At 52.8% G+C, this 21,715-nt stretch carries 21 protein-coding genes; 16 read left to right on the top strand and 5 right to left on the bottom strand.

The annotated features are described in order from the left end of the window. Positions 1–36: 36 nt before the first annotated feature. Entirely contained in the window at positions 37–606 is a 570-nt protein-coding gene (locus ACEW81_RS08975; RefSeq protein WP_373532644.1) for a hypothetical protein, read from the top strand. A gap of 167 nt (positions 607–773) precedes the next feature. Here the strand turns inward: ACEW81_RS08975 and ACEW81_RS08970 are convergent, their stop codons facing one another. Then, positions 774–1,598 (bottom strand): S1C family serine protease, encoded by an 825-nt coding sequence (locus ACEW81_RS08970; RefSeq protein ID WP_373532643.1) that lies wholly within the window; start codon positions 1,596–1,598, stop codon positions 774–776. 322 nt (positions 1,599–1,920) lie between these two features. On the opposite strand from ACEW81_RS08970, the gene lipA reads away from it, so the two are divergent. The 13 genes from lipA (at position 1,921) to ACEW81_RS08905 (ending at position 16,421) form a co-directional block, all read left to right on the top strand. Then, the gene (gene lipA / locus ACEW81_RS08965; RefSeq protein ID WP_373532642.1) at positions 1,921–2,826 is read left to right on the top strand and encodes a lipoyl synthase; all 906 of its coding nucleotides are present in this window, start codon (positions 1,921–1,923) and stop codon (positions 2,824–2,826) included. Positions 2,827–2,846: 20 nt separating this feature from the next. Next, the gene (locus tag ACEW81_RS08960) at positions 2,847–3,983 is read left to right on the top strand and encodes a thiamine pyrophosphate-dependent dehydrogenase E1 component subunit alpha (protein WP_373532641.1); all 1,137 of its coding nucleotides are present in this window, start codon (positions 2,847–2,849) and stop codon (positions 3,981–3,983) included. A gap of 26 nt (positions 3,984–4,009) precedes the next feature. Further along, positions 4,010–4,990, top strand: a complete 981-nt coding sequence (locus ACEW81_RS08955; protein WP_373532640.1) for an alpha-ketoacid dehydrogenase subunit beta — start codon at positions 4,010–4,012, stop codon at positions 4,988–4,990. 64 nt (positions 4,991–5,054) lie between these two features. Beyond that, a complete protein-coding gene (locus ACEW81_RS08950) occupies positions 5,055–6,398 on the top strand; it encodes a dihydrolipoamide acetyltransferase family protein (RefSeq protein ID WP_373532639.1) in 1,344 nt (447 codons plus the stop codon). A 63-nt stretch (positions 6,399–6,461) separates the two neighbouring features. Then, a complete protein-coding gene (lpdA, locus tag ACEW81_RS08945; RefSeq protein WP_373532638.1) occupies positions 6,462–7,892 on the top strand; it encodes a dihydrolipoyl dehydrogenase in 1,431 nt (476 codons plus the stop codon). 1 nt (position 7,893) lies between these two features. Next, the gene (gene lipB / locus ACEW81_RS08940; protein ID WP_373532637.1) at positions 7,894–8,529 is read left to right on the top strand and encodes a lipoyl(octanoyl) transferase LipB; all 636 of its coding nucleotides are present in this window, start codon (positions 7,894–7,896) and stop codon (positions 8,527–8,529) included. Between the two features lie 238 nt (positions 8,530–8,767). Continuing rightward, a complete protein-coding gene (gene gatC / locus ACEW81_RS08935; RefSeq protein ID WP_373532636.1) occupies positions 8,768–9,058 on the top strand; it encodes an Asp-tRNA(Asn)/Glu-tRNA(Gln) amidotransferase subunit GatC in 291 nt (96 codons plus the stop codon). A 98-nt stretch (positions 9,059–9,156) separates the two neighbouring features. Beyond that, positions 9,157–10,797: a CTP synthase gene (locus ACEW81_RS08930; RefSeq protein ID WP_373532635.1), complete on the top strand. Its 1,641-nt coding sequence runs from the start codon at positions 9,157–9,159 to the stop codon at positions 10,795–10,797. A gap of 208 nt (positions 10,798–11,005) precedes the next feature. Beyond that, positions 11,006–11,878 (top strand): hypothetical protein, encoded by an 873-nt coding sequence (locus tag ACEW81_RS08925; protein ID WP_373532634.1) that lies wholly within the window; start codon positions 11,006–11,008, stop codon positions 11,876–11,878. A gap of 148 nt (positions 11,879–12,026) precedes the next feature. Next, positions 12,027–12,566, top strand: a complete 540-nt coding sequence (locus ACEW81_RS08920; protein WP_373532633.1) for a tetratricopeptide repeat protein — start codon at positions 12,027–12,029, stop codon at positions 12,564–12,566. Between the two features lie 56 nt (positions 12,567–12,622). Continuing rightward, positions 12,623–14,542 (top strand): glycosyltransferase family 2 protein, encoded by a 1,920-nt coding sequence (locus ACEW81_RS08915; protein ID WP_373532632.1) that lies wholly within the window; start codon positions 12,623–12,625, stop codon positions 14,540–14,542. Between the two features lie 267 nt (positions 14,543–14,809). Further along, positions 14,810–15,811: an HD-GYP domain-containing protein gene (locus ACEW81_RS08910; RefSeq protein WP_373532631.1), complete on the top strand. Its 1,002-nt coding sequence runs from the start codon at positions 14,810–14,812 to the stop codon at positions 15,809–15,811. A 121-nt stretch (positions 15,812–15,932) separates the two neighbouring features. After that, positions 15,933–16,421, top strand: coding sequence for a YkgJ family cysteine cluster protein (locus tag ACEW81_RS08905; protein WP_373532630.1), 489 nt, complete (start codon positions 15,933–15,935; stop codon positions 16,419–16,421). Positions 16,422–16,438: 17 nt separating this feature from the next. Here the strand turns inward: ACEW81_RS08905 and ACEW81_RS08900 are convergent, their stop codons facing one another. The 3 genes from ACEW81_RS08900 to ACEW81_RS08890 all read right to left on the bottom strand — a co-directional run bounded on the left by ACEW81_RS08900 (position 16,439) and on the right by ACEW81_RS08890 (position 19,271). Further along, positions 16,439–16,684 (bottom strand): sulfurtransferase TusA family protein, encoded by a 246-nt coding sequence (locus ACEW81_RS08900; RefSeq protein ID WP_373532629.1) that lies wholly within the window; start codon positions 16,682–16,684, stop codon positions 16,439–16,441. Between the two features lie 17 nt (positions 16,685–16,701). Beyond that, positions 16,702–18,027 carry an esterase/lipase family protein gene (locus ACEW81_RS08895; protein WP_373532628.1) on the bottom strand — a complete coding sequence of 442 codons (1,326 nt, stop codon included), beginning with the start codon at positions 18,025–18,027 and terminating at the stop codon, positions 16,702–16,704. Positions 18,028–18,221: 194 nt separating this feature from the next. Next, the gene (locus ACEW81_RS08890) at positions 18,222–19,271 is read right to left on the bottom strand and encodes a cupin-like domain-containing protein (protein WP_373532627.1); all 1,050 of its coding nucleotides are present in this window, start codon (positions 19,269–19,271) and stop codon (positions 18,222–18,224) included. A gap of 268 nt (positions 19,272–19,539) precedes the next feature. Between ACEW81_RS08890 and ACEW81_RS08885 the strand changes: the two genes are divergently transcribed. Both ACEW81_RS08885 and ACEW81_RS08880 read left to right on the top strand, forming a co-directional pair. Continuing rightward, positions 19,540–19,962, top strand: a complete 423-nt coding sequence (locus ACEW81_RS08885; protein ID WP_373532626.1) for a Fur family transcriptional regulator — start codon at positions 19,540–19,542, stop codon at positions 19,960–19,962. 75 nt (positions 19,963–20,037) lie between these two features. Next, positions 20,038–20,511, top strand: coding sequence for a rubrerythrin family protein (locus ACEW81_RS08880; RefSeq protein ID WP_373532625.1), 474 nt, complete (start codon positions 20,038–20,040; stop codon positions 20,509–20,511). Between the two features lie 115 nt (positions 20,512–20,626). On the opposite strand, the gene ACEW81_RS08875 is transcribed toward ACEW81_RS08880, so the two are convergent. Further along, entirely contained in the window at positions 20,627–21,715 is a 1,089-nt protein-coding gene (locus ACEW81_RS08875; protein WP_373532624.1) for an NADH:flavin oxidoreductase/NADH oxidase, read from the bottom strand.

Genomic DNA, 21,715 nt, shown 5'->3' with positions numbered 1-21,715 from the left:
GGTTTGCCTTTTTTTAAACACACAGGAGATTTTTGAATGCCCGTCACCATCAGTGCCACAGCCTCTCAGCGTCCGCTCTTTTCAGGAGCCACGTCAACTACCCCCGCCAGCCAAGCGTACCCCCTCCGCTTTGGGGCAGATAATAACAATGCCACACGATTGGCTGAAAGCAGCCGATTACACCGGTCCCGGCAGGAAGCCCTGGACATCTTTGAACAAACCCAAGGGCAAATGGAGGCAGGCGTCCTTCCCCCAGCTTCCATAGAAATGACCGATTACCGCACGAATCGCAGCATCCAACAACCACATACCGCCGTGCCAACCCCCCAAACTCACACCGGTGAAACGCCAGAAGATGGCTGTGGCCCGAAGATTAGCACGGCAATTTACGCAGGGTCAACCGTGGCTTTTACCACCTTAGGAACTGCCTTGCTTTATAACGCCAGCCAACTTTTTAAAGCCTATCATAATACGTCTACTCAAAAGGACTTACTGTTAAGTGTGATGTCCTTAGTTGGCGGCTTGGCTACATTGAGCGGCGGAGTCTCCACCGGCCTGGGGTTATTTGAGACACTCCGAGGACAAAGACAACCACAGGAGCAGTAACCCCCTTTTTCAATCATCACCAGCGAACCTTACCGGAAACTATTGATTCAACCCCATTAACGGCTCGCTATCCTCCATTAAAAAAGCCACTCTTTGGTTAGAGTGGCTTTTTTTGAGTCAGAGCGTTTTTTGAGAACTCAGAGAGATTTATTTTTAAATATTAAATCCTACTGTCCCACTTTTTGCAGTAGAACCGATACGTTGGCAATGCCATTATCGGCGGTAATGGTGTCTTCGGCCCGCTCCCGGTAACGAATAACCGGCTGCTTGCTGATGGCGGCCACGGTGGCCGGAATAGGCCGCTGATTGGCCAACGTGACCAAAAAGCCTTTCACCGTGTTGGCAGGCACCGCAAACCCGATGCCAATGTTGGAGCGGTTGCCATCCGGGTTAAAAATAGACTGGTTGATGCCAATGATAAAACCCTGGGTATCCAGCAGCGGGCCACCGGAATTGCCGGGGTTAATGGCGGCATCGGTCTGAATGCGGTTTCTTTCGGTATCAATGCGGCTGATAATGCCGGTGGTTAAGGTCCTTTCAAAGCCGTAGGGGTTTCCAATGGCCAGCACTTTCTGCCCCACTTTAATCTGAGCGGAATCTCCCAGTTTCAAAAATGGCAAGCTGCCACCCATGTTCACTCGCAACAATGCCAAATCCGACTTTTCACCGGCCCGCCCAATGACACTGGCGGCCGTTCTGCGACCATCGGACAGAGACACCTGCACTTTGGTGGCGTTGCCAATCACATGGCTGGAGGTCAGGATAATGCCGGACTCATCAATTAAAACGCCCGCACCGCTGGAAGGATGACCATCTACCAGAGCGTTAATAGTGACGACCGCTTGGGCAGCCCGCTCGTAAACCCCAATGTTATCCTGCTCCTCAACATCAAACTGAGGGGCGTAAGCCAATGCCTGAGCAGGAACGGCAACACTCAAAACAACAGTCAAAAAGCACGTGAAAGCCAGAATGGATCGGTGGACAGTAATCATCCCTATAAAACTCCTGATGTTGGCAGTTCAGACCTTGAACGGGAAACAAACTTTAATGACAGAGAGGGGGAAATGAGGGGGGGAAACCAGAATGAACCCGTCTGAACGCTTGCCTGCGTTAATTGTGATTACATAAATACCGAAGGACCCTAAAAGTTGCTAAAAATTTTTTAAATTGGGATTTGCATGCGCAAACGGCTGTGATACGTTTGGGAATGAGCGAGGGTTTGCTTATAATGAATGGGGTAACACCTAAAAGCCTGTTTCCCCAACCATTGCCTTTTAGGGGCAGAACTGAACGATTTTACAAGGATCTTTCGCATTGAGCGTAAAACCGACCATCCGTAAGCCAGATTGGTTAAAAATTCGCCCCCCGGTAGGAGAGCGCTATTTTGAGCTGAAAGGGATTTCTAAATCTCTGGGGCTGGCCACGGTTTGCGAAGAAGCCAAATGCCCCAACATTGGCGAATGCTGGGCAGGAGGCACCGCCACCTTTATGGTCATGGGCGAAGTTTGCACCCGAGGCTGCCGTTTTTGCGCCGTCAAAACCGGAAATCCCAATGGCTGGCTGGATCATGAAGAGCCAGACAAACTGGCCGGGGTGATTGGCAAGGCCAGTTGGGATTATGTGGTGTTAACCTCGGTGGATCGCGATGATTTGCCCGATGGCGGAGCGGCCCACTTTGCCCGCTGCGTAACCGAGATTAAAAAAGCCAGCCCCGAAATTCTGGTGGAAGTCTTAATTCCCGATTTTCAGGGAGAGGAAGCGCCTTTAAAGGCCCTGCTGAACAGTCAGCCGGATGTGATTGCCCAAAACATAGAAACCGTGGAGCGACTGACCCACCCGGTTCGGGATCGGCGGGCCGGGTATCAGCAAACGCTCACCTTGCTGCAACGCATCAAAACCTGGCAACCCGATCGATTCACCAAGTCTTCCCTCATGCTGGGGCTGGGAGAAGCCCACCAGGAAATTCGCCAGTGCATGGCCGATCTTCGGGCGCATGGAGTGGATATTTTAACACTGGGCCAGTATTTACAGCCTACCGTCAAGCATTTGCCGGTAGAACGATTTGTAACCCCGGAAGAATTCAAGGAATGGCAAAAGGTCGCCGAAGAAGAGTTTGGCTTCCTGTACTGCGCCTCCGGGCCACTGGTTCGCAGTTCCTACCGGGCCGGAGAATTTTTTCTGAAGGGCGTGATTGAAGCCCGAAAACAAACGCCATTATAAGTTCGCAAAGGAGACAGCCAATGAGCAGCAAATCCGCCAACGCGTCAAACACCGATCCCCTGCTCAGGGCGGCAGTCAGCAACCAAAAAACCGGCCAGTTACCGGAAGGCTTGAGCGCCGACGACTTAAAACGCATGTATGAAGGCATGATTTTAATTCGGGCCTACGATGAGCGCCAGAAAAAACTGCAACGCAGCGGGCGCATTGGCTTTTGTGTCACTTCTACCGGTGAAGAAGCGGCCCAGGTTGGCATTGGTCAAGCCCTGAGCGATAAAGACTGGATTTTTGGCTACTATCGCCAATACGGGTTAATGATTTACAAGGGTGTTCCCATTACCGAGCTGGCTGATCACCTGTTTGGCAACGTGGGCGATTTTGCCAAAGGCCGCCAAATGCCCGCCCACTACACCAACCGCAAGGTCAACTTCGTCAGTTCCTCCAGCGTGATTGGCACCCACCTGATTCATGCTGCCGGGGCCGCCATGGCCGCCAAGTACAAAAAAGATGACGTGGTCATCACCACCTACATTGGGGATGGTGGCACTTCCGCCAACGATTTCCACTCCTGCATGACTTTTGCCGGAGTTTACAAGCCGCCGCTGGTTGTATTTATTGTCAATAACCAGTATGCCATCTCCCAGCCTGTTTCCAAGCAATGTGGGGCGGAAACGCTGCACTCCAAAGGGGTGGGCTACGGCGTTCCTGCCATTCGGGTAGATGGCAACGATGTGATTGCGGTCTACAATGCCTCTCGTGAAGCGTTTGCCCGAGCCAGAGCCGGAGAAGGCCCTACCCTGATTGAGCTGTTCACCTACCGGGTTGGCCCGCACTCCTCCTCGGATGACCCCACCCGCTACCGGGGCAACGAAAGTGATGAATGGCTGAGCGATGAACGGGATCCCATTGCCCGTACCCGTCAGTATCTAAAATCGTTAGAACTTTGGGATGAGGCTTACGAGGCCCGCATTTGGGAAGAGGCTCAAACCAAGGTGAACGAGGGAACCACGGAGTCGGCTAAAAAGCCGGAGCCGGACTGGAACTCTCTGTTTGAAGATGTATATGCCGAATTGCCGCCCGCCTTGGCTCGCCAACGGGACGAACTGCTGGAAAAGGAAAGCGAATTTCCCCGTCAGCAGGAAGGCGAATTTCCGTTATAGGCTTGAGAGGCTCAGGAGAATTAACTATGGCTCAAATGACACTATTACAGGCAATCAACGATGCCCTCAAGACCGAAATGCGCCGGGATGACCGGGTGGTGGTTTTCGGCGAGGATGTGGGCGTAAACGAAGGCGTTTTTCGGGCCACAGAAGGCTTGAACAAGGAATTTGGCGAAGAACGGGCCTTTAGCACCCCCTTAACCGAAACCGGCATTGTGGGGGCGGCCATTGGCATGGCGTTGTACGGCCTGAAGCCAGTGCCCGAAATCCAGTTTGCCGATTACATTTACCCGGCCTTCGATCAGGTGGTGTCCGAACTGGCCAAGTTCCGCTATCGCTCCGGCGGGGAATACACTTGCCCGGTGGTGATTCGCACCCCTTACGGGGGCGGTATTCGAGGCGGGTTGTACCACTCTCAAAGCCCGGAGGCTTACTTTACCCACACACCGGGCTTAAAAGTGGTCATTCCCTCCACCCCCGAAGATGCCAAGGGGCTGCTGGCCTCTGCCATTCGTGGGGAAGACCCGGTTATTTTTCTGGAGCCCAAAAAGATTTACCGCTCCGTCAAAGGGGAAGTGCCCACCGGCGACTTTACGGTACCCATCGGCCCCGCCCGATTGGTTCAGGAAGGCAGCGATCTCTCTATTTTTTGCTACGGGGCCATGGTGGAGCCTTGCAGGCTGGCTGCTGAAAAGGCGCTGGAAAAAGAGGGCGTGAAATGCGAAATCATTGACCTGCGCACCCTGTACCCGGTGGACGAGGAAGCCATTTTGAATTCGGTTAAAAAGACCGGGCGGGCCATGATTGTGTATGAAGCCCCCAAAACCAGCGGCTACGGGGCAGAAGTGGCGGCCATTATCGCCGAGAACGCCGTGGAGTATCTGGAAGCGCCCATTAAGCGCATTGGCGGCTTTGATACCCCCTTTCCCTACACCCTGGAAAAAATTTATGTGCCCGATGCCATCCGTATTTTTCTGGGCATCAAGGAAGTAATGGAATACCACTAGAACACCCGCTGGAAGCATCCGGCCTTTTTGGTTCAAACGGTTTTTTTGAGGAGATTTTTCAATTATGGCTTACGAATTCAAGCTGCCCGATATCGGAGAAGGCGTGCATGAGGGCGAAATCGTTCAATGGTTGGTTAAACAGGGCGATTTTGTCAAAGAAGATCAGGCCATTGTGGAAGTGATGACCGATAAGGTCACCGCTGAAATTCCGGCCCCCATGAGCGGCGTGCTAACCGAATTACGGGGCAAACCCGGCGAAGTGATTACCGTGGGCAGCGTCATCGCCGTTTTTGATGAGAACGCCAAAGAGGCCTCAGCCAGCGAAGAAGCATCCTCTGAGGACGACGAGCCAGCCCCGGCGGCCAAAGAGCAACCAGCCGGGCCCAAAAAGAATGAGCAGTCTCCAGAAAAAGAGCAAACCGTTGAGGAAGAAGAGTCGGCCACAGCGGCCAACGGCACCGGCAAAAGCACCGCCACGGCCACTCAGGAACGGCCTTTGGCTGGCAAAGCCATTGCCGCCCCCGCCACCCGCAAGCTGGCCCGAGAGTTGGGCGTAGCACTCAGCGAAGTTGCAGGCAGCGGACCTCGGGGACGCGTAACCCCGGATGATGTTAAGACCTTCCAGGGGGCGGGCTCGGTCGTGGCCAAAACCGCCGTTTCCGCTGTCAGCGCCAGCCCGGAAGGGTTTCGTTCCATGGGAGAACACCGGGCGCCGTTTGGCGGGCTGCGTCGCAAAATTGCGGAGCATCTGGTTAAATCCAAGCAAACTGCCCCCCACTTTGCCTACGTGGAAGAAGTGGATATGAGCAAGCTGGTGGCCATGCGGGCCGATTTATTGCCGGTGGCCGAAGCGGAAGGCGTAAAACTGAGCTACCTACCCTTTGTGATCAAGGCGGTGATTGCCGGATTGCGGAAGTATCCGGTGCTGAACTCCCAACTGGATGAGCAGGCCAAGGAAGTGGTTTACAAAAACGATTTCCACATGGGCGTAGCCGTGGCCACCGATCAGGGCCTCATTGTGCCGGTGGTGAAATACGCCGATCAGAAAAATTCATTCACACTGGCCGCCGAAATTAAAACCCTGGCCGAAAAAGCACGGGCAGGCAAACTAACCCTGGAAGAGTTAAAAGGCGGCACCTTTACCCTCACCAGCATCGGCTCCATTGGCGGCCTGTTTGGAATCCCGATTATTAATTACCCGGAAGTGGCCATTATGGGCATTAACAAAATTGAGCGTCGCCCAGTGGTGCGCACCATTGAAGGGGTAGAGCAAATCGTGATTCGGGAAATGATGCACTTGTCCATTTCCTGCGATCACCGGGTGGTGGATGGAGCAGAAGCCGCCCTATTTGTAAAAGAAGTGATTCAATATCTGGAAAATCCGGCCCGCCTGATGACTGCGTTTTAAGCGGAAACAGACCCGCCTGACTTTTTTGAACCCGTATTTGAGCCGACATAAGGAACGCGAACCATGGCAGAGCATAAACCCGATGTCATTGTGATAGGGGCTGGGCCCGGCGGATATGTGGCGGCCATTCGGCTGGCACAGCTGGGCAAAAAAGTGACCGTGGTAGAAAAAGAAGTGCTGGGCGGGGTTTGCCTGAATTGGGGCTGCATCCCCTCCAAAGCGCTTATTTATGCGGGCACCTTGTACGAGCGCATTCAGCATGCCGGAGAAATGGGCATTTATGTCGACGGGCTGCGCATTGAAATGCCCAAGCTTCAAAGCTGGAAAGACAGCGTGGTGAAAAAGCTGACTGGCGGCATTGGGCAATTGTTCAAAGCGCATGGCATTCAAAGCGTGTTTGGAACTGCCACCTTTACCGGCCCCAACATTTTGGAAGTCAAAGACAGTGAAGGAAAAGTGCAAACGCTGGAAGCGGAAAACTTCCTGATTGCCACCGGCTCATCGCCCATTGAAGTGCCGGGGTTTGAATTTAATGGCGAGAACATCATTGAATCTCGGGAAGGCTTGTCCTGGCAGGAAGTGCCAGAAACCATGGCCGTGATTGGCGGTGGGGTCATTGGGCTGGAAATGGGAACCTTGTACGCCAAGCTAGGCAGCAAGGTTACTATTATTGAGCTGGCCGCCGATATTTTACCCGGTGTGGACAAAGAAATTGTGCAGATGCTGAAACGTGCCCTCAAAAAGCGGGGGGTGGCCGTTCATCTGGAAAGCAAAGCCCAACAGGCCGATGTTCAGAATGGCAAAGTGGTGGTTACCTTTAACACCCCCAAAGGCTCCCTGACGGAAACCGTGGACAAGTTGCTGGTGTGCGTGGGTCGCAAGCCCAACACCCAAAACATTGGGCTGGACAAAGCCGGTGTTCAACTCAACGACAAGGGCTTTGTGATTGTGGACAACCAGTTGCGCTCTTCGGTGCCGCATATTTTCGCCATTGGGGATGTGACCAATCCCCCCCTGCTGGCCCATAAGGCCTCTAAAGAAGGGCTGGTGGCAGCCGCCGTGATTGCGGGCAGCAAAGAGGTGCTGGATTACCGGGCCATGCCCGCCGCCATCTTCTGCGACCCGGAAATTGCCACGGTGGGCTTGAGCGAAGAGCAGGCCAGAGCGGAAGGCTACGAGGTAAAAGTGGGCAAGTTCCCCTTTGCGGCCTCTGGCAGGGCCTTGAGCATGAATGAGCCAGAGGGCATGGTTAAAATGATTACCGATGCCAAAACGGATTTACTGCTGGGTGTGCATATGATTGGCCCGGAAGTCTCTGAGCTGATTGCGGAAGCCACTTTGGGCATTGAAATGGGCGCCACGGCGGAAGATATTTCTCTCACCGTACACACCCACCCCACCTTGCCGGAAACCATGATGGAAGCCGCTGAGGCGGTACACGGTATGGCCATTCATATTTTCCAAAAGGAAAAGCCGGTGGCCGGGGTTAAATAGCTTGCCGCTTGCCATTCAGGACTTTGCACTGAGCGATTACCCAACGGTTTGGACCTTGCAAAAGCGTTTGGTGCAGCAGCGCTTGAACGAAGAAATTCCAGACACCTTGCTGATTGGGGAACACCCGCCGGTGATTACGCTGGGGCGGGGTTCGCATGCGGAAAACTTGCTGAATCCCAGCGTTCCGGTGCATGCGGTGGAACGGGGCGGGGATGTCACTTATCACGGGCCGGGGCAACTGATTGCCTACCCCATTTTCCATTTGCCCGTAGGCCAGCGGGATTTGCACCAATATTTGCGAAATTTGGAAACCCTCATTATTTTAACCCTGCAGGACTTTGGCATTACCGGCCAGCGCAATCCGGGCTGGACCGGGGTGTGGGTGGAAGCGCCTGAAGGTGGGCAGTGCTTAAAGCTGGCCTCCATTGGGGTTTCCGTCAAAAAATGGGTTACTTATCATGGCTTGGCCCTCAATGTCTGCACCGATTTGGCCGCCTTTTCCCAAATGAACCCTTGTGGCTTACAAAGCCAAGTAATGACATCCATGCAAGCAGTGCTGAAGCGGCCCATTTCGGTAGAAGCCGTTAAAGAGCGGATGGTGGCGCATTTTCAAGCCCATTCGTTGGTATCCATGTAACAGGGCGGGCACGAGCGCCTTCGCTCAAAGCTCGGCAATTTTTAGTATGAGCGGTTTTTATATCCACAACGTCACCCGTTCAATGGGGATGCCTGATGGGCTTCCTTATTATTTTTGGAAGTGCTAAAAATTTTAAACCAGTTTTGGAAAAATTTCCTGTTCCCGCTAGAATAGAGAACAATCGTCTGCTTTCGGCGACGCATGAATCTTCCCCGCCAGCACAAAGGATTTGTTCACCATGACCATCACTCAGGAAACCGTCAAGCATGTGGCCAAATTGGCCCGTCTGGAATTAACGCCCGAAGAAACCGAGCGCTACACCCAGGATTTGAGCAAAATATTGAGCCTGGTGGAACAGCTGAACGAGGTGGATTTATCTCAAATTGAATTGAACATGGACGCTTCCACCCAGACCGTTTTCCGGGAAGACAAGTCCGCACGGGAATTCAGCCGGGAAGAACTGCTGGCCAACGCTCCTCACGAGGAAGACGGCTTTTTCCGGGTGCCTAAAATTCTGGGCGACAGCTAACTGCGCTTAAGCGCTCTGCCGCTTTTATTGACAGTTTTCACCCTTCTTTTTTCATTTACGCTCATCAGCCAAAACAAGTTAAACGAGGTTCTCGTCACATGGGTTCTACCAAGTACATTTTCGTCACCGGTGGTGTGGTCAGCTCTTTGGGCAAAGGCATTGTAGCCGCCTCTTTAGGCCGTTTGCTGCGTGCCAGAGGCTATAAGATATCCATTCAAAAATTTGACCCCTATATCAACGTGGATCCCGGCACCATGAGCCCCTTTCAACACGGCGAGGTGTTTGTCACCGATGACGGGGCGGAAACCGATCTGGATTTAGGTCACTACGAGCGCTTTATCGACACCAACCTCACCCGGTTGAACAACGTTACCGCCGGACGCATCTATCAGGATGTGATCGCCAAGGAGCGCCGGGGCGACTATTTGGGCGCCACCGTGCAAACCATTCCGCATATTACCGATGAAATTAAAAACCGCATTATGGAAGCCACCCACCAGCTTTCCCCGGATTTCCTGATTATTGAAGTGGGCGGCACGGTGGGCGATATTGAGGGCCTTCCCTTTTTAGAAGCCATTCGCCAGTTTCGTTATGATGTGGGCTTTAAAAACACCTGCTTCATTCACGTTACACTGATCCCTTACCTGAAAGCCTCCGGGGAAGTTAAAACCAAGCCTTCCCAGCACAGTGTAAATACCCTGCGTAGCATTGGCATCCAGCCAGATATTCTGGTGTGCCGTACCGAGCGCCCCTTGGGGCGTGGCGAGCGCCTAAAGCTGGCCCAGTTCACCAATGTGGCGCCTGAGGCGGTGATTGAATCCATTGATATGGCCGTGTTGTACGAAGTACCGCTGGCACTGGAAAAAGAAGGTTTGGCCCATCAGGTGCTGGAGCGCTTGAACACGGAGCAATCCGAACCCAATTTAGCCTCCTGGGAAGCCATGGTTCAAAAAGTAAAACAACCCACCATGAACCTGAAAATCGCGCTGGCCGGAAAATACACGGGCCTCAGCGATGCCTACCTTTCCGTGATTGAAGCCCTCAAGCATGCGGGCTACAGCGAAAGCGCCTCCGTGGACATTCGCTGGATTAACACCGAGGATTGCGTTGATGATGAAACCTGTGAAGCCCTGCTATCCGGGGTAGATGCCATTGTGGTGCCGGGTGGCTTTGGCAACCGGGGCATTGAAGGCAAAATTAACGTGGTTAAATACGCCCGAACCCATAACATCCCCTTTTTGGGCTTGTGTTTGGGCATGCAGGTTTCGGTTATTGAATACGCCCGCAACGTGGCCCAACTCACCCGAGCCGATAGCATCGAGTTTGAACCCAAAGCCGATCAGCCAGTGGTGGCCCTGATGGAAGACCAGAAAAATCTGGCGGACAAGGGCGGCACCATGCGATTGGGCCAATACCCCTGCCATTTGATGAAAAATTCCAAAGCCGCCGAAGCCTATGAAACGGAAGTGGTCATGGAGCGTCACCGGCACCGCTACGAAATCAACAACGAGTACATTGATATCCTGACCAAGGCCGGATTGATCTTCTCAGGCACCTCACCGGATCGCACCCTGATGGAAATTATTGAGCTGCCCAACCACCCCTGGTTTGTGGCCTGCCAGTTCCACCCGGAGTTCAAATCCCGCCCGGACAAGCCGCACCCCTTATTCAAAGGGCTGGTTAAGGCCACCGTGGCTTTGGTACAAAAAGCGGAACGGGAAGCGACCGTCCCCAACTAGAAAGCAAACCCCTATAAGTGCCTGTGGTTTGCCTGCGATGAAGCACGCCTGTTTCTACAAATATTTCTGTAAATAATTGATAAAAGAACGCCCGGTTGCCCTTGGGAAAACCTCGGGGTGTCCGATACCCATGACAGTTCTTGTCAATCGTCAAATTTTGCAAGGACTTCCACGCAACGGCATGGAAGTCCCTTCAAGAGGGTTTTGCATGCGTTCTCGTTTCAAACGTCACGTTCAAGCGTTACTTACCTCCGCCGGGTTTGTGGGCATGGCGCTGGTACTCACTTTTTTCTTTTATGATGGCCCCCTGCATCCTCCCGAGGTAATTTCCAGTGCGCTGGCCACCGACAACACCCCCAGGATGATCAAAGCAAATCCACTGGCCATTATTTTTGCCCCCGCAAAGCCCCCCGTTTTGTTAAGTGGGGGTGAACCGTTACTCTGGCGTCAACGATTGCTGGATAACGCCTCTATTCATCTGGAAACGCTGGATAAACCCTTAACCCTCCAGCAAACCACGCTGGCCTCTGGAGCGGAAGCCTTTGATTACGCCGCTTACCTGTACGGTCAACTGGCCGATGAAGTTAAAAGCAGTGAATTAACCGCCCAGTTCAAAACCCTGAAAGACAAAACCCAGGCCTTGGGCAACACCATTCGGCAAGCCAGCGCGTTGCGGTTTGATGGTGCCCCCACCGAAGATATGGCCCACCTGCGAGTGCGGGCCACCCTGATGTCGTATTTGCAAAACCTGAACAATGGCGCTTTTATTACCGCCCGCTACAACCAGCAAGGCGGCCTGCTGGAAGAGAACCGTACCCCGGCGTCATCCGGTCAAGCGTTAACCAGCTATTTAAGCAGTGTGCAACAGTTGCTCAACCATCCCGCCGCCAGCCAATACCCGGATACCATGAGGCTGGTGCGGGCAGAAACCGCCTTGCTGTCTCAGCTCAGCCAGAATATGACCCTGCACTGGGAAAGCACGCTTTACTGTCCCAACCGTTGTGAGGATGTGGCCACCTCCACCCGCATTTACGCACAACAGGCCTTGCCAGCCGATACGCTGGTTTCGGCCCGTCTTTAAAAATTCAAGTTGACCCTGAAAACGCCGATACCCTGACCACAGGCCCATGTTACAGTGGACTGCACGGTGCCCCCACCCATTTAACCCTAAATAGGCCACCCCCATTTTGAAATGCGTTTGCCCCAGCCTTCAACCCCCTTGGCGCTTAATGAGCGTGGGCGTTTTGGTGGGCCTAATGGCCTTATTATCGCTAATGCCAACGGCAGCGGCCTATGACCTGAAGGACAACGCCATTGCCCACGCCCGGAATGGCCAATTGCTGATGGAACGAGGCCAGTACGAAGAGGCCATTGAGGAACTGAAGGCCGCCATTCGGCTGAATCCCTTTGCCAGTATGGCTGCTCCTATTTATAACAATTTGGGGCTGGCTTATCGGCTCACCCACCATTACCCGCTGGCTTACGCCTCGTTTCAACGAGCCTGTCGCATGCAGCCGCCTTTTTCGTTGTATTACCGAAATCTGATCAATACCTACGATCAGGAAGGCCGACTGGCGGAAGTGCAAACCCAGTTTAAGGCGCTAACCGCAGACAACCCGGATAATGCCGAAGCCTGGTTTATGCTGGGCCTGACTTACCAAAAAACGGGGGATATGACCCAGGCTCGGCCTTGCTTTGAGCGCTTTTTGCAACTGCAACCAGAAGCGGAACTGGCACAAGCGGCGCAAGCGGCTTTAAAACAGCGGTGATTTTCGGGTAGAATACATCATGAGAGTCCACGAACCGTAAAGTGACCGCACCCCTGATGAATCCAATTGCTTTATTTGAATCTTCCCTGGCTATCCTGCTGGAACTCCTGGTTGTCTTTTTGCTGATTCGGCAATTGCTGGTGGTGCTGGCCGCCGAGCAGGGTCGCAAGTACGATTTGGTTAAAAAATTGTATAAACCGGGACAGGAATTTCAGTTATCCATTCTGGTCCCTTTTCTGGATCCCAACGATCACCCGGCGTTGCTGCAACTGCTCCACGCCATTCATCAGCAGGACTACCCGGCCAGCAAGGTCACCGTTCATTTGGTGACCGCTGAAGATACCGCCCACGAATTGATCCCTCAGTCTTTACGGCCCAACGTCAAAGTGTGGCGTCACCCAGAGGCGGCCCCCCGCTTTGAACAAGCGCTGGGCTGGATTATTGAGCGTTGTTTGGCGGCGGGCGGAAACGGCATGTTCGTTTTTCTTAAGCCCACCGATATCGTTAAAAGTGACTTCTTCCAGAACATCGCCGCCAAAGGCATCGACAGCTTTGCCATTCAAGGGTATGTGGCGCTTAAAAACCCGCCCGATAGTTTGCTGGCCCAAGTCATGGCTTTGTCCAACCGGGTGTTTAACCGCATTGGCAACGCCGGTCATTATCATTTGGGCATGAGCTGCCGGTTACTGGACAGCGGGTGGGCCATCAAGCAGGAAGTGCTGGAAATGATTCCCTACCATCGGGGAACGGATTTTGACAACCTGGAATACACCATTCGCCTGAACCTACAAAATTTTAGGGTTAACTGGGCGCCCAGCGTTGTGGTTTACGCCGATTCCAGAGTAAACGCGCTGGATTATTTTACCCGCTGCATTGGCACACTGTTCAACCGGCTTTCCATTTTGGCCCGATACGGCCCCGCCCTGCTTACCCGGCTGGTGCTGCGCTTTGATTTTAACCACGTGGAGCATTTGATCGCCACCGTAAACCCGCCCTATTTAATGGCCTTTATGCTGGTTATTGTGCTGGGCCTGCTGGATAAAAGGACCCAAATCCCCATTCCGGGCGAACCCCTGTTTTGGGGCGTGGTTGCCGCCCTCACACTGGTGCTGAACGCCATGGCCCTGGTGGTGGCTCGCTGCAAACCCAACGATTATGCCACCATGCTGATATTCACCCCCCTTTCTTATGTGCTGGGCGTGGCGCTTTCCCCGCTTTCCATCTACAACTTTGTCAGGCAAAAACTGGCTGAGCAGCCTTTAAAAGGCAGCAGCTACCGCCGGGCGGACAGAACCCGCTTCAACGAATCGCTGGACAGTCCCCCCGACCTGTTTGACGAGACTTCCAGCCGCTCGGTCATCCATAACATCCTGAAGAAAAACGCCCCCCGTGAGGATATGAAATACAACACGGTGGACTTGCCCCTCAGCCCAAAAGCAAAAAGAGACGATTGGCCCGACGCCCTCCAAAGCAAGGCAAGCAAACAGGTCGCTCATGTAGAACCTGAGCCGAAACCGTACACCCACCAGCAAGCCCGAGAAACGGTGCAATCGGTGCCGCTATCCAACGGGGTGAATCAGGTGCAATGCCGTTTAAAAACCCTAACCACCTATAACCCGGCGGGTCAGGAAAGCTATTGCCTGACTCTGGAATACAAGTCCGTTTCCTTTTCCACCGAATCCTATCGCATTCTGGATCAGGCCTTTTACGAGCTACACGCCAAACTGGTGAACCGGGGACTGACCATGGTGACCTGCGGCAGTTGCGGCAATTTTTTCAACCCCACCGCCGATGTACCGGGGGCCTTAAAAAACGCCGGGGTGTGCCTGTTTGATAAAGTGGGCAAAGAAGTGAACTTGAATACAGATGCGGTGACCGTGGTGAGCCAGGCCTGTGATTACCACTGCCCGCTGGATCAACGGGAAAGCATCGTGCGCCAATGGAAAGAGAGCCTGAGCTTTACCCGGTCCCACTAAAGCCCTCTCTTATAGCAGCCGCTTAAAACCACCCCGTGGAACGTCCCAACGGGTTCAATCGTGTTGGGTGACCCTGATGAGCAGAGGTTCATTTTTTTCAACTTCTTCCGACTCTCAACAATTACAATTTATATACAATTTATAAAATAAACCCTCAACTTTTCTGCCCATTGGCCGAAGGTATTAAAACTCCCTTAAAAACAGTTTGAACTGTAAAACGATCGTACCGGCGCTTTTCAATCAGAAGCCGGACAGAGGACCCATTGCTTGTTTGTAAAAGTTCCTTTCACCGAACTATCGGGTTTGCAAAGTCTGGAATACAGCCTGTACGCCATTTCAGGTGAATTGCGCTACCGGGCGGGGCAAACCGTGAACGCCGATTTACTGGCCAACCTGCAAGTACAAAGCCTCTACCGAGACACCGGCGATATTCCAAAAACGGATTTCATCAATCATGAAGGGTTTGTCTTTCGCTTTCAGGCCGGACTTTCGGAACAAGAACAGCAAAATTTAGCGGATGAGAATGCCAGTGAGCTTTTGTTGAGTGGTGCGTTAACCCAGGCATTTCTGGGATCGATTGGATACTTTTGGCAAAAACTGCAAAAAGGGGCTTCCCCAGATATTGCACTGTGTGAAGTGGCCCGAGACAAACTGATTGCGGAAGTTACCTCCCAGGTGGAGCAAATCCAGTTTCTGAGCCAGGTGCGGGTCCGAGACTCGTTTACCTACTCTCATATTCTGGATGTGACCGCCTTGAGCATTGCGCTGGCCATCAAGGCGGGCTTCAGCAAGCAAGAGGTAAAGGACATTGCCTTGGCCGCCATTCTGCACGACTTGGGCAAACTCATGATTCCCCGCAACATTATGTTCAAACCCGGTCGCCTGAGCGAAAAGGAATTTGAAGTGATGCAGCTGCATCCGGGGATAGGCTATAAAATGATTACCGAAGTGCTGCGCCTGCCCGATCACATTGCCCGCCCCGCACTGGAACATCAGGAAATGTATAACGGCGGCGGCTATCCACAGGATTTAAGGGGCGATCAGATCCACCCCTATTCCCATTTGGTTAAAATTGCCGATGTTTACGATGCCCTGACCTCCAAACGCCCCTATAAAGAGTCTATCCCCAGCGCCAAGGCCATTAAAATCATGTTATCCGAAGGGGATAAAAGCTTCCATCCCGAGCTGTTGGCCCAGTTTGTCAAACTCAGCAACTACCACGATTTCAGCCAGGAAGAACGGCCTCGGATTCAGGAACTGGCTTCTTAAGCGCCACGTCCTGCCGTTGGGGGACGCCTTGGCGGGTAGAACGGGTTTATAATCAGGCTGGGCCATTGCCCGCTGAAAGCTCTTCCCAACAAAATGCCCCATCCGTTTTTACAGGCAAAAAATGATGACTCAACCAAGCTGGGAAACCATATTGGGCGTACCCAAACCCACCGGCTGCAACTTGCAGGCGGCCTGTTGCTCGGTGGCAGTGCCCAGTGTTCCGCTGGATCAACTGTTTGCCCAAGCCGCGCAAGGCGATGAAACCTGCCGGGACTTCCTGAGCGTATTTATTCCCCATCCCTCCCATCAGGCGGCCAAGGCGTTTTATAGCCAAGCGCCCCAGCATATCGACCGGGTGCTGGCCATGGTTCGCAGTCAAAAAACCAAGGCCCAGCTCCAGGAAAGCGATGTGGTGTTTTACCATTGCCGAAATCTGGGGGAGAACCGCCTTTGCCAGATTTACGAGGATCGCCCCGCCTTTTGCCGGAATTATCCAGCCAGCCCCATGGCCATTTTGGTAAAGGGCTGCGGCTATGAACCCTGGGTAGATGCCTGCAAACAAAAGCTGGCCACGCTGGGCTACGAAATTGTACCGGAAGGCGAACCCTGAACCTTACGCTGCTGCTATTAACACGCCTTCTGAATCAGCAGCCGCTGCAGGCCATCTTCGGCGGTTTCCACCTGCAGCACCTCATGGCCTTCTTGGCGGATGCTGCTGGGAATATTCAACGACGACTGGCTATCGGATAGAATCCAGACTTCCAACACATCGCCCAAGGCCAGCTTTTCCAGCGCCAGCCGGGTTTTTACAAAATTCAGGGGGCATTTGGTGGTTCTTAAATCAAGGGTTTGCACCGGGGTGGGTAATGTCATTGCTCTTTCTCTCTGCATTAACCGGCTTTTACCCGGAGTTCACGCATCCGTTTAAACAAATCGTGAATAATCCAGCGGTGCGGGGATCGTTGACCATCTTCCGGGTGAACCAGATCCGGGGTCACCAGATTGCCCTTCAGGCGGGCATATTCTCCAATATGCAAATGATCATGCCCTTTAAACACCCGCACGTTACGCACCGTAGACATGCCAATCAGGCCCCACAAATCATCATCGTAAGGGTCCGGGCTGGGTTTGAGAAACAGCATGCTACTGACCGGAATGGCCCCGTCGTTATAGCGATAAAGCTGGGTATTTTTGCCCTGTGGGTCATCCGGGGTATAGGTGGGCAAATTGGCCAGTTGCAGGCCCATATAACTTAATACAGCATGCACCGTAAACCCGTAAAAAGGTACCACCGACTCCACCGCACGGCGAGGCAGGCTAATGGACTTGGCGATGGTGCTTTTCTTTTTTTGAGACTCGGGGTGCGTTACAGCGTTTTCCAGATAGTTGGCATATACAATGGTTTTTTGACGAATCAAATCCGCGTTGGGATATTCCTGATAGGGCTGCACGGTGGAACAAGCCTGATCGCCCGCCAAACTGGGTTGATTGGGATGGTTATTCCCACTTTGAAACTGGGGCTTGGAGCTGTCAAAATTATCCCAGTTCAAACCACGGGTGAGGTTACTTTTACTGAACATATAACCCCGGTACAAACTGCGATCCCAAAACCGGCGCAAGGGCGATCGGGTAGGCGGGTTCAAATACTCGCTAAACCACTCAGGATCAAACATGGGAGAGCCATGAAAAGGCACCGCAATGGCAATCATGGTATCGACCTTGTTCAGCAGGCTGGTATCCTTTGCCATTTCACGCACAATCACCCCACCCAGGCTGTAAGTTACCATCATCAAGGGCTGAGAGGCAGGCAAGGTACCAAAACGACCCTTCAGCTCCTTGACCAAACCTTCGGCCTGCACATCCAACTCTTCTTTAGAGTTATATAAGAAGACATAGAGCTTGAAATAGCGATTAAAGGCCAAATCCTGATTGGCCACATGCCAGATTTCTTTCCACCAGGCGTTGTGCTGGAACTCTTCCGCCCGACCCGGCACCAGCAAAACCGGAATTCGTTTGCCCAAGGGCGAATGATCGAACTGATAGATTTGGTTCAGGCTTTTAAACGAACGTTGCCGAGGCAACAAAAATCCGGTGGAATAATCATTGCGATGCGGGCTTTGATGATGCCCCACAGCTGCGCGGTGGGGGCCGTGATCATGAATGCCACCGGCGTAACTGGGCGCAAAGCCTAATGCAACTTGCGTGCACAAAGCCAAAAGAACCAAGCACGCTTTGAGGGGTCGATTTTTCACAAAAACAGGCCGCTTTTGAGGTAGGAAGTCTGGAGGTCAATCCTGATAGGACAAACTCACTTTAGCCTTAATAGTAGCAGGAAATTTAAGCCCAACCCAAAAGCTTTATAACATTTTGAACCAGCGCTGGAACCACCGCCGCATCACCCCCTCCGGAATTAATCAAAAAAACCATAGGTGCTATAAATGGCCCCAAAATCGTTGAAGGGTAAAAAGTTGGTATAGGTCATGGTAATGGAAATTTCCACCCCCACCACATGATGCCAGTAACCCACCGGCAAAAACAGGATTTCACCGGGGGCCAGCATCACATCCATGGTGCGAACCCCCGCAAACTGGGGAAAGCGTTCGTAGTCCGGGTTGCTCAAATCCACCTGAGAGTAACAGTGGAGGTGATTGTACACCTCCGGCAACCGGCTGGGCGGAATCATACGCACCATTTTATGGCCTTGCACCTGGGCCATAAAGTTATTGGTCAAGTCGTGATGCAAGGGAGTCACCGTGCCTTGGGGGCCGTACCAAAAGAAGCCCTGATTGGCCTCATCGGCCTTCAGGTATTCACTCAACAGGGGGACATCCTGCCAAAGCCCCTTTAACACCGAGGCGTTATGCCCGGAGTTGTTGGCGGTCATATAAAAATTATTGGTTTCCAGCCCGCTATTCACCCAATCGATATATTCGCTAAAGGGCATGCGCTTTTTATACTGGTCGCTATTAATCTCATACTCTGGATCTTGAGAGCGTCCACACTGAACTTCCACTTCTAAATGGCCATAACTGGCTTTTAAGTAATCTGGCGTCCAGCGGGTTAGGGCGGGCCAGTCGTTCAGCATACCTGTAATCACCACCGGGCGATTGCGGTAGTAGTACGATTCGTAGAATTCGTCTCGTGACAGGCGTTCTCGGCGCTCTACCTCGCCAAAAGAGGGGGACTGCTCTTGTAAAACAGTTTGACACTGAAGCACCCAGTCCCGCTTCTTCAACTTCAAGGCCAGAGACTGTCCCCCAGCCACATAGGGGTGATTCTGGGCCATTTTCACTTCCTGAGCGGCCAAATCCAGAGCATGCCCTTTATCCACCAGAATGCGAATCAAATCCTGGCTGGCGCTTCCCAGCATCAGGTTTTTGGCGATCCACTGCCGCCAATCATCCGACAGCGTCAGGAGCTGCGGGTTAGAATCCATGGACTGAAATTGGGAATCGCTCATAACATGCCTTTCAAAAATTGTCAGAATACCTGAGCCAAGGGAGGATACAGGGGCATGGCACCCAGACTAACAGCAAGAAACCGCCTACTTTTCATTCAAGCAGATCAACTCTTTTTGCACAATCGTCAACAATGTCTAAAAACCGCCCATTTCAGCTTGCTTATCTTGACTTATTCCTAAATTAGACTTATTCTAAATTAGGAATAAGTCTTAAATAGAGTTTATTATTAGTTAAGACTCACTATAATTAATAGCGAGATTGATCCTGATGACCCCCGCCGAAATTCGTCAGCTGCTGACCCGAAAGCATTTAAAAGTAACCCCTCAGCGGGCCGTGATAATGGATTTTCTGTTGCACACAGACTCTCACCCCACAGCCGATGAGGTTTTTGAAGCCGTAAAAGACGGTCTGCAAGGGCTTTCACGAGGAACGCTCTACAATGTGCTGTCCGCGCTGGTGGATGCCAATATTATCAATGCCATTGCCGTAGAACCGGGCGTGGTGCGCTATGACGCCAATGTAAGCTCGCATCACCACTTTATTGATGTGGCCACCGGGGATGTTTATGACATTCCTTGGGAGAAAGTGCAGTCCCTGTTTGGTGTTTTGGGCGATGAGTACAACGTGGCCGACTATCAGGTGAACTTTTACGGCGTTAAGCCCCGAAAAATGCCGACAAACGCTACTTAGCCCTGAACAAAACCGCTTTCCCCAACAGAAACGATGAAAACCCAAAAAGTGAAAACCAGAAGAAAAGAGGACCCCATGCAATCCAACTCTGAAACCAGCCTCACTGCCAAAAACATTGAAAGCGCCTTTGCCGGGGAATCCATGGCCAACCGCAAGTACCTGTATTTCGCCAAAATCGCCAAAGAACTGGGCAATACCGAAGTGGCCCAACTGTTTGAGGACGTCGCCAATCAGGAAACCGGCCACGCCTTTGCCCATTTACAGCTTTTATACCCCAAAGCGGACATGACCGTGGAAAAACTGCTGGAACTGGCCCGAGATGGTGAACTGTACGAAACCAACCACATGTACCCCGACTTTGAGCGGGTGGCTATTGAAGAAGGCGAAGCCGCCGCAGTCGCGGAGTTCCAGGAACAGGCCGCCGAATCCAAAGTGCATGCCAACCTTTTCCAGAAAGCGGCCCAGCGTTTTAAGGCTCTGGGCAAAGTGGAAGCCCTGCATGCCGCTGAATACGACGAGGCCCTGCAAAAAGTACGCAGTGCGTCCTAAACTTTTAATTGATTGCTCCTTAACCTACCTAAACCAAAGCAAAAGCCCCGTCTCATTGCCAGACGGGGCTTTTAATCTGTAATAAGCGTCTTGGCTTGCGTCAGCAGTCTTGCGCTTAACGGCTTTGAGGCTGAGGCAAGCGGGGCTTGGCCCGATCGTATTGATTGGGCCACTGTGGGGTCACGCCCAAGGCATGGGCCGCATGTAGAGGCCAGTAGGGATTTCTCAATGATTCTCGGCCCAAAAGCACCATATCGGCCTGACCTTGACGAATAATTTCATCCGCTTGCGCCGCATCCGTAATAAAGCCCACCGCAGCCGTGGGGATATCGGCCTGGTGCCTGATTTGCTCAGCAAAAGGAACCTGATAGCCGGGGCCTACCTTAATTTTGGCATCGGCAACCGCCCCGCCGGAGGAAACATCCACCAAGTCCACGCCCCGCTTTTTCAGCTCAGCGCAAAGCCGAACAGATTGCGGCACATCCCAGCCACCTTCCACCCAGTCGGTGGCGGAAATCCGCACAAACAAAGGCAAGGTGTCGGGCCAAATTTGGCGGGCTTGCTCTGTAATTTCCAGCAGCAGCCGAATTCGATTGTCAAAACTGCCACCATACGCATCGGTGCGCTGATTGGAAAGCGGCGATAAAAAAGAATGCAACAAATAACCGTGGGCCGCATGCAGCTCCAGCACCTGAAAGCCCGCCTTCAGCGCCCGATGGGCGGCACCCGCAAAGGCCTGCTTCAACGCTTCAATATCAGCATCCGTCATGGCCTGAGGTACCGGAGAGTTCTCATCAAAGGCAATGGCGCTGGGGCCTAAAAGCGGCGACCATCCCCCTTGCTCGGTGGTTAAAGCGCCATCTCCCAGCCAAGGGGCGGCGTTGCTGGCTTTACGCCCAGCATGTGCAATTTGAATGCCCGGAACAGCACCATGAGACAAGATAAAACGGGTAATGCGAGCCAAAGGCTCAATGTGCGCATCCTGCCAAATGCCCATATCGTGGGGGCTAATGCGCCCTTCCGGGGTAACAGCGGTGGCCTCCATGATCACCAAGGCGGCTCCGCCCACAGCCCGACTGCCCAGATGCACCAAGTGCCAATCATCGGCAAAGCCATCGGTAGAGGAGTATTGGCACATGGGAGAAACTCCAATGCGGTTTTTAAACTGGATGTCCCGAATTTGAAACGGTTGAAACAAAGACAT

The organism is Vampirovibrio sp., assembly GCF_041737375.1.
Taxonomy (GTDB): Bacteria; Cyanobacteriota; Vampirovibrionia; order Vampirovibrionales; family Vampirovibrionaceae; genus Vampirovibrio.
The sequence above is the reverse complement of the archived record's forward strand: the minus strand, read 5'-3'. Positions and strand labels throughout refer to the sequence as shown.